A 7,238-nucleotide genomic window follows, 5' to 3' on the forward strand; every position below is an offset into this window, starting at 1 on the left:
CCGAGGCGGCGGGTCACACGTCCCGCTGCCGCACCACGACCACCGTCACCACCACCGCGGCCACGCCCCACACCCCCATGGTGATCCACGAGTCCAGCACGCTCGGGGCGTACTTCCCCATCGTGGCCGTGGAGCCGGGGTTGATGGTGAGGCGACTCACGGTGGCCAGCGGCAGGTGGGTGCCGATCTCCTTCAGCCACCGGTAGCGGTCCCCGCCGAACACCATCGGCAGGATGAACATCACCATCACCAGCGACACGATGGAGGCGGTGGCGTGCCGCAGCAGCGCGCCCAGCGCCATCCCGATCAGCGCGCAGACCGGCACGATCGCCGCGTATCCGAGCACGGCCCGCAGACAGCCCTCGTCGGCGATGGAGAGTCCGACGTGCCGGGAGGCCAGCATGGCGTTGATCGTGAAGAAGGAGACCGTCGACACCACGAGCCCGGCGAGCGCGGTGATCCCGCCGATCAGCAGCACCTTGGCCGCGATCACGCCCCGCCGGTCCGGCACGGCGGCGAAGGTGGTGCGGATCAGGCCGGTGGTGTACTCGCCGAACACGGTGATCGCCCCGAGGCTGCCGGCCGCGACCGCCATCAGATCGCTCCCGATGCTGCCGAGGCCGTGGAACAGCGGGTCGTAGGTGTACGGCGGTTGGCCGGGCATCCGCGGCCGCGGGTGGTCGATGTAGGGCAGGTCGGTGTGGACGGCGTTCACGTTGACCGCGATCGCCACCAGCGAGGCCAGCGCCAGTACCCAGTAGGTGGAGCGCAGCGAGCGCAGTTTGATCCACTCGGCGGCGAGCAGGTCGAGGAACCGGGGGGCGGGTTCGGCGGAAGCAGGGGTCGCGGTGCTCATCGGGCGTCTCCAGCCAGGTACTCGACACTGTCGGCGGTCAGGGACATGAACGCCGACTCCAACGACGACGTCCGGGCGGCCAGCTCGTGCAGCACCAGGCCGTGCCGCAGCGCGAGTTCGCCGATCCGCTCGGCCGGCATGCCCGTGACGATCCCGGCCCGCGGCTGCGTCAGCCGCACCTCGGCGCCCTCGGCGCGCAGGACCTCGGCCAGCGTGGCGAGTTCGGGCGCCCGTACGGCCACGCTCGACTCCGCGTTGCGGGCCGAGAACTCCGCGAGGCTCTGGTCGGCGATCAGCCGGCCGCGTCCGATCACCACCAGGTGGTCGGCGGTGTGTTCCATCTCGGCCATCATGTGGCTGGAGACGAACACCGTCCGCCCCTCGTCCGCGAGCCGCCGGAACAGCCCGCGCACCCAGAGCACGCCCTCCGGGTCCAGCCCGTTCAACGGCTCGTCGAAGAGCAGCACCGGCGGGTCGCCGAGCAGCGCGCCGGCGATGCCCAGGCGCTGCTTCATGCCCAGCGAGTAGCCGCCGATCCGCCGCCCGGCGGCCTTGCCGAGGCCGACCTCCGCCAGCACCTCGTCCACCCGCCCGAGCGGGATGCGATTGCTGCGGGCCAGCGCCGACAGGTGCGCCCGGGCGCTGCGCCCGCCGTGCACGTCGCCCGCGTCCAGCAGGGCACCGACGTGCCGCAGGCCGCGCGGCCGGCCGGCGAAGGGCGCCCCGGCCACGGTGACGGTGCCCTCGGTGGGGGTGTTGAGGCCCAGGATCATCCGCAGGGTGGTGGACTTGCCGGCACCGTTGGGGCCGAGGAAGCCGGTCACGGCGCCCGGCCGGACGGTGAAGGTCAGCCGGTCGACGGCCGTGGTGGCGCCGTACCGCTTGGTCAGTCGTTCGATCTCGATCACGGGGACAACGCTGCCGGTCGGAGCCCGGCCCGGGCATCGGGCCGCGGGCCACAACCGCGGGCCACCGCACTGGCCCCGGGGATTACGCCCCCGGGCCGATGTGGCGCCGTCCGGGCCGCGGCTACCATCGCGCCATGATCACTACCGAACCCCGCCCGCCGCTGCTCAGGCGCCTGCCCGCGGGCGTGTGGGTGGGGGCGCTCTGGACGGCCCTGGTGGTGTTCCGCTTCTTCACGCGCGAGAACGAGCTGCGCCACCTGTTCAACTACTACGGCAACCCCGAGGACATGCCGATGGTGGTCACCGCGGTGGTCACCACCCTGGTCGCGTCGCTGCTGGTCCGGCTGCCGCTGCTGGCCATCGCGGTGGCGCTCGCGGGTGCCGTCTTCGCGCTCGGGATGTGGGAGGTCCCGGAGACCACGGGGCTCCAGTTCCTGATCGCCGACGCGGTGGTCGGCTACTGCGCGGCCGTCCGCTCCCGCCGGGTCTCGCTGAGCGCCCTGGCGCTGCCGCTCGCCACCCTCGCCGGGCTGCTGCTCTGGGGTGCCGTCAACGGCGACCCCGTCAACCCGCTCGCCTACGCCGGCTTCGCCGCGACCGTGCTGATCGCCTGGCTGGTCGGCAACACCGTCCACCAGGGCCGCGCCCACACCGAGGCGCTGCGCGGCCGGGCCTCCGAACAGGCCATCACCGCCGAACGGCTGCGGATCGCCCGCGAGCTGCACGACATGGTGGCCCACAACATCGGCATCATCGCGATCCAGGCCGGCATGGGCAGCCGGGTCATGGACACCCAGCCCGCCGAGACCCGCCACGCCCTGGAGGCGATCGAGGCCACCAGCCGGGAGACTCTGGCCGGCCTGCGCCGGATGCTCGGCGCGCTGCGGCAGGGCGAGGGGGAGTCCGCGCCGCTCGAAGTGACACCGGGGCTGGGCGAGTTGGACCGGCTGGTGAAGAAGGCGGCGGGCGCCGGGGTGCGGGTCGCGCTCACCCGCCGCGGCGAAGCCCGTACCCTGCCGCCCGAGGTGGACCTGGCCGCCTACCGGATCGTCCAGGAGGCGGTCACCAACGTGGTCAAGCACTCCGGCACCCGCGACTGCCACGTCACCGTCGAGTACGGCCCGCGGGAGCTCGACGTCACCGTCGTCGACCTGGGCGCGGGCGTGCCCACCGCCACCCCCGGCACCGGCTACGGCCTGGCCGGCATGCGCGAGCGGGTCGCCCTGCTGCACGGCGAGTTCAGCGCCGGCCCGCGCTCCGCGGGCGGCTTCCTGGTCACCGCCCGCCTGCCGCTCCCCGAGCAGACCCCCGCCGAGCTCCCCCTGGAGGTGGGACCGTGATCCGCGTCGTCCTGGTCGACGACCAGCCCCTCATCCGCACCGGCCTGCGCGTGCTGATCGCCGACGCCCCCGACCTGGAGGTCATCGGCGAGGCCGGCGACGGCGCCGAGGCCGTTGAGCTGGTCACCCGGCTGCGCCCCGACGTCGCCGTGATGGACATCCGTATGCCCGGTATGGACGGCATCGAGGCCACCCGCCGGATCGCCGCGGACCCGGACCTGCCCACCCACGTCCTCGTCCTCACCACCTTCGACGACGACGACTACGTGTACGGCGCGCTGCGGGCCGGGGCGAGCGGCTTCCTGGTCAAGGACCTCGCCCTGGAGACCATCCTGGACGGCATCCGGGTGGTCGCCGCCGGGGACGCCCTGCTGGCCCCCGGCATCACCCGCCGGCTGATCGGCGAGTTCGCCGCCCGCCCGCAGGGAACGGCCCAGCCCGCCCAGCCTCGCAGGCCCGTCGCCGAGGCCGTCACCGAGCGCGAGCGCGAGGTGCTCACCCTGGTCGGCCGGGGCCTGTCCAACGCGGAGATCGCCGAGGAGCTCACCATCAGCGTGGCCACCGCCAAGGCCCACGTCGCCCGGCTGTTCACCAAGCTCGACGCCCGCGACCGGGTCCACCTGGTCATCCAGGCCTACGAGTTCGGGCTGGTCAGCCCGTAAGCCCCCGGCAAGGGGAAGAGCGCCGGGGCGGGCCCGCACGGCCCACCCCGGCGCTCCGGCGATCAGATCGTCAGTGGACGATCGCGTGCGAGATCTGGCACCCGCTGACACCGTTGGACCAGGTGCCCTGCATGGCGAAGGTGCCCGTCGCGAACGCCACGTTCTGCGAGCCGCCCGTCCCGCCGACGCCGTTCCAGGAGCACTTGTCGGCGTTCTCGTACCCGGTGGAGTCGGTCCAGCCGCCCGCCGGGTTCTGGTCGGTGATGGTCTCCGAGTACTCGTGGCCGTACACCATGGTCACGCCGTCCAGGGTGCCCGCGCTGCCGCTGTTGACGTAGTTCTGGCCGCAGGAGGTGCCCATGTCGGTCACGTACGGGTCGTTGGTGAACGCCACGTCACCGTACGGGGAGGGGGCGGCGCCGCCGGTCAGGGTGGTGTCGCCGTTCCAGTCGTGCCAGGCGCAGAAGCCGCCGTTGGGGGTGTTGAAGCCGTCCGGGTGGGTGCCGGTCGGCGACAGCACCACGTACTGCGCGTTGCGGTTGGACGCGGCCGTGGTGTTGCCGAAGTGCCCGGCGGCCTTCACGGCCTCGGCGGCCAGCTGGTAGCCGCTGGCCTGGCCGGGCGCGGCGGCGGACTCGTCGACCCAGACGCCGGCCAGCGCGCCGCCGGTCGGGTAGCCGACGTGGGTGGAGCCGGTCGGGCAGCTGGTCGCGCCGGTGGCGACGCCCTCGCAGTACTGGGTCATGACGCCGGACCAGGTCTCGTTGTTGGTGCCGAGGCCCTTGAACAGCTGCTGCGCCCGGACGGCCTCGCCCTTCGGGTCGCCGGAGAGCGTGGTGTAGCCGGCGGAGTTGGTGCCCTGGGTGCCCCACTGGGTGCCCCAGAAGATCAGGTAGACCTTCGGCGCGCCGGTGGTGACGCCGATGCCGTCCACGCCGCCGCCGTAGCGCAGGTTGTTGCTCGCGGGCTTGGCCGACTGGCCGGCGTTCTCCTTGGTCGGGTGCATGCCGTGCCGGTACGGGTGGGGCTGCCCGGCGAACTCGCCGGCCGGCCGGTCGTCCTGGGCGGCCTGGGCGACCGGAGCGGTCGCGAAGCCGGCGGCGGCCAGCGCCAGGGCGCTGAGCCCGGTCAGGGCCCGCAGTCGCATCCGACGGGAGGTGGGGGAGATGCCCATCGTGAGGGTTCCTCTCTGATGCCGGCCGCACCCGGGTACGGCGCGGCGGCACTGTGGGGGACAAATGGGGAGGAGCAGCGACGGCAACGCGGAACCACTGACGGTTCGCCATGAACAGTCAGCGACGTGGGGATGGGGGAGCCGGTAACCGCCGACGGCCGGAAGCAAAGCAGAGCCGCCGAAACCGGGTCAACGACGGAAAAGGTAAGACCCGCCCCAAGGAAGGACCCAGCGGACGTATCGAACGTCAAAAGCCCCCAGCCGACGCACGGTCGATGCGCGTAGCACAGCCGAATGTCAACAGTTGAGAGGCGTTTCTACACCGTATTCACCGGCGGACCGCGGTCAGAGGCCCTCGACCTCGGCGATGCGCATGATCCGGCCGTGGGAGTCCAGCACCACGTCGTAGGTGCTGCCGTGGCAGGCGCTGGGGCCGGCCGGGGTGCGCTCGGCGAGGCAGTCGTCGAGGTGGGCGATCAGTTCGTCGAGGGGGACGTCGTGCGGGCCGTCGGCCAGGGTCGCCGTCACGCCTGCTGCCGTGAAGCCGTAGTGGACGGGGCTGCCGGCAGGCTCGTAGCGGCCGGCGCCGCAGCTGAAGCGGGCGGGCTGGGCGGTGAGTTCGGCCGGGCCGGCGGAGACGACGAGGAGCACCTCGTGGCCGGGGCGCACGGTGGGTGCGGCGCATGCGGGTTCGGCCGCGGGGGAGTAGGGCTCCTCGTCCTCGTAGAAGAGGCCGTCATCGTCGTCCAGCAGGTCGTCCGCGCCCTCGTCGGCGCCGGCGGCGGCGGAGGCGGCGGCCACCGTGGAGCGGGAGTCGGCGGGCGTGCAGCCGGCGAGCGCGGCGGTGCCGCAGGCCAGCAGGACGGCGGCGAGGAGGATGCGGGGCGTGGCCATGGCACAAGTCTCCCCGGGCGGCGGCGGTCGTCGGTACCTGCCTAACACGACCGGGGCCCGGTCCATGGTTCCCGCCCCCGGCGACCGCCGGTTCCCTCCCCCGACGGACGTGCGGATCCGGCGGGGGAGGGGGTTCGTCGAGCGGGCGTCAGGCCGCCACCGGCCGGCCCGCCTCGTACGCCTCGCGCAGCCGGGCCTGCGCCTGGGCGCCCGCCGCCAGGTGGTCGAGGCCGAGCAGCGCCGCGCCCAGTACCGGCGGCGCGACGACGACGCGCGGCTCGGCCAGTGGCGCGGCCTCGGCGAGCCGGGCGGTCAGGTTGTCCAGCAGCAGCGGTTGCCGGGAGGCGAGTACGCCGCCGCCCAGCACCACCGGGGTGGGGGTGTCCAGCAGCTCCAGGCGGCCGAGCGCCACCACGGCGAGCCGGACGATCTCGTCGGCCTGGCGGTCGATCAGTTCCAGCGCCACCCCGTCGCCCTCGGCGGCGACCGCGAAGAGCACCCGGGCGATCTCGTGCAGCCGCGCGTTCGGCAGGTGCCCCAGGTGGACGGCCTCGGCGACGGCGCCGGCGCTGGGCAGGCCGAAGTGCTCGGCGATGGCCCGGGCGAGCCCGGTCGGGCCGCCGCGCCCGTCCTCCGCGCGGACGGCGTGCCACATGCTGGCGATGGCGAGCCCCGAGCCGCCGCCCCAGTCGCCGGTGAGCTCGCCGAGGGCGGGGAAGCGCGCGGTGCGTCCGTCCGGCAGCAGGCCGACGCAGTTGATCCCGGCGCCGCAGACCACCGCGACCCCGCGCGGGCCGTTGGTGCCGGCCCGCAGCAGGCCGAAGGTGTCGTTGGCGACGGTGGTGCTGACCCCCCAGGGGTGGGACTCCAGCGCCTTGAGCAGCGCCTCCTCCTCGACCGGCAGGTCGGCGTTGGCCAGGCAGGCGCTGACGTGGCTGGTGAGCACGCCGCTCCAGGACGGGTGGCCGGCCGCCGCGGCGGCCTGCTCGACCAGTGGGGCGAGGCCGGCGACGGCCGCCGCGCCGCCGATCCTGTGCGGCTCGAAGCCGCCGCCGCGGGCGGTGCCGAGGATGCTGCCGTCGGTGCCGATCAGGGCGACGTCGGTCTTGGAGTTTCCCGCATCGATGGCGAGGACGCCGGGCAGGAGTGGTTCGGGCTGGTGGGTCATCAGGTCCCCGCGGCTCGTACGTGGCCCGGGCCGTGGTCGTCGGCCGGGTGCCCGGCCGTGGTCCCGGCCGGGGGCCCGGCCGAAGGGTCCCCGGCCGGGGGTGGACGGTCTCCTCGCCGTGCCCGCCCGGCGATGGTCAGGCCGTCCGCTGTCGGGGCCCCGGCGGAATCCGCGGTGGACTCCTTCGCCGCGCCCTCCGCCGCGCCCTCCGCCGGCGGCTGCGGAGCGGGCCCGGC

At 74.1% G+C, this 7,238-nt stretch carries 7 protein-coding genes and 1 pseudogene; 2 read left to right on the top strand and 6 right to left on the bottom strand.

The genetic code is table 11. The features are described from left to right. Window positions 1-13: 13 nt before the first annotated feature. Window positions 14-856 (bottom strand): ABC transporter permease, encoded by an 843-nt coding sequence (locus AB0O11_RS28835; RefSeq protein WP_363392620.1) that lies wholly within the window; start codon window positions 854-856, stop codon window positions 14-16. Next, a complete protein-coding gene (locus tag AB0O11_RS28840) occupies window positions 853-1,764 on the bottom strand; it encodes an ATP-binding cassette domain-containing protein (protein WP_363392623.1) in 912 nt (303 codons plus the stop codon). Before AB0O11_RS28840 ends, AB0O11_RS28835 begins: the two co-directional genes overlap by 4 nt. A gap of 134 nt (window positions 1,765-1,898) precedes the next feature. Here AB0O11_RS28840 and AB0O11_RS28845 point away from each other — a divergent pair, with 134 nt between their 5' ends. Further along, entirely contained in the window at window positions 1,899-3,104 is a 1,206-nt protein-coding gene (locus AB0O11_RS28845) for a histidine kinase (RefSeq protein ID WP_363392626.1), read from the top strand. Then, window positions 3,101-3,766, top strand: coding sequence for a response regulator transcription factor (locus tag AB0O11_RS28850; RefSeq protein WP_363392629.1), 666 nt, complete (start codon window positions 3,101-3,103; stop codon window positions 3,764-3,766). Before AB0O11_RS28845 ends, AB0O11_RS28850 begins: the two co-directional genes overlap by 4 nt. A 70-nt stretch (window positions 3,767-3,836) precedes the next feature. Here AB0O11_RS28850 and AB0O11_RS28855 read toward each other — a convergent pair whose 3' ends face one another. From AB0O11_RS28855 to AB0O11_RS28870, 4 genes and pseudogenes are all read right to left on the bottom strand, one after another. Next, window positions 3,837-4,940 carry a hypothetical protein gene (locus AB0O11_RS28855; protein ID WP_363392632.1) on the bottom strand — a complete coding sequence of 368 codons (1,104 nt, stop codon included), beginning with the start codon at window positions 4,938-4,940 and terminating at the stop codon, window positions 3,837-3,839. A gap of 345 nt (window positions 4,941-5,285) precedes the next feature. Continuing rightward, entirely contained in the window at window positions 5,286-5,834 is a 549-nt protein-coding gene (locus AB0O11_RS28860; RefSeq protein ID WP_363392635.1) for a hypothetical protein, read from the bottom strand. Window positions 5,835-5,982: 148 nt separating this feature from the next. Continuing rightward, window positions 5,983-7,002, bottom strand: coding sequence for a BadF/BadG/BcrA/BcrD ATPase family protein (locus tag AB0O11_RS28865; RefSeq protein WP_363392638.1), 1,020 nt, complete (start codon window positions 7,000-7,002; stop codon window positions 5,983-5,985). Continuing rightward, window positions 7,002-7,238 (bottom strand): annotated as a pseudogene (locus AB0O11_RS28870) (hypothetical protein); the annotation flags it as partial. The gene AB0O11_RS28865 and the pseudogene AB0O11_RS28870, both read right to left, overlap by 1 nt.

It is taken from the genome of Kitasatospora sp. NPDC093102 (assembly GCF_040683915.1).
In the GTDB taxonomy this organism is placed as follows: Bacteria; Actinomycetota; Actinomycetes; order Streptomycetales; family Streptomycetaceae; genus Kitasatospora.

Coding starts and splice junctions, on each gene's coding strand:
- AB0O11_RS28835 (WP_363392620.1), bottom strand. CDS start 856: ATGAGCACCGCGACCCCTGCTTCCGCCGAACCCGCCCCCCGGTTCCTC.
- AB0O11_RS28845 (WP_363392626.1), top strand. CDS start 1,899: ATGATCACTACCGAACCCCGCCCGCCGCTGCTCAGGCGCCTGCCCGCG.
- AB0O11_RS28855 (WP_363392632.1), bottom strand. CDS start 4,940: ATGGGCATCTCCCCCACCTCCCGTCGGATGCGACTGCGGGCCCTGACC.
- AB0O11_RS28860 (WP_363392635.1), bottom strand. CDS start 5,834: ATGGCCACGCCCCGCATCCTCCTCGCCGCCGTCCTGCTGGCCTGCGGC.
- AB0O11_RS28865 (WP_363392638.1), bottom strand. CDS start 7,002: ATGACCCACCAGCCCGAACCACTCCTGCCCGGCGTCCTCGCCATCGAT.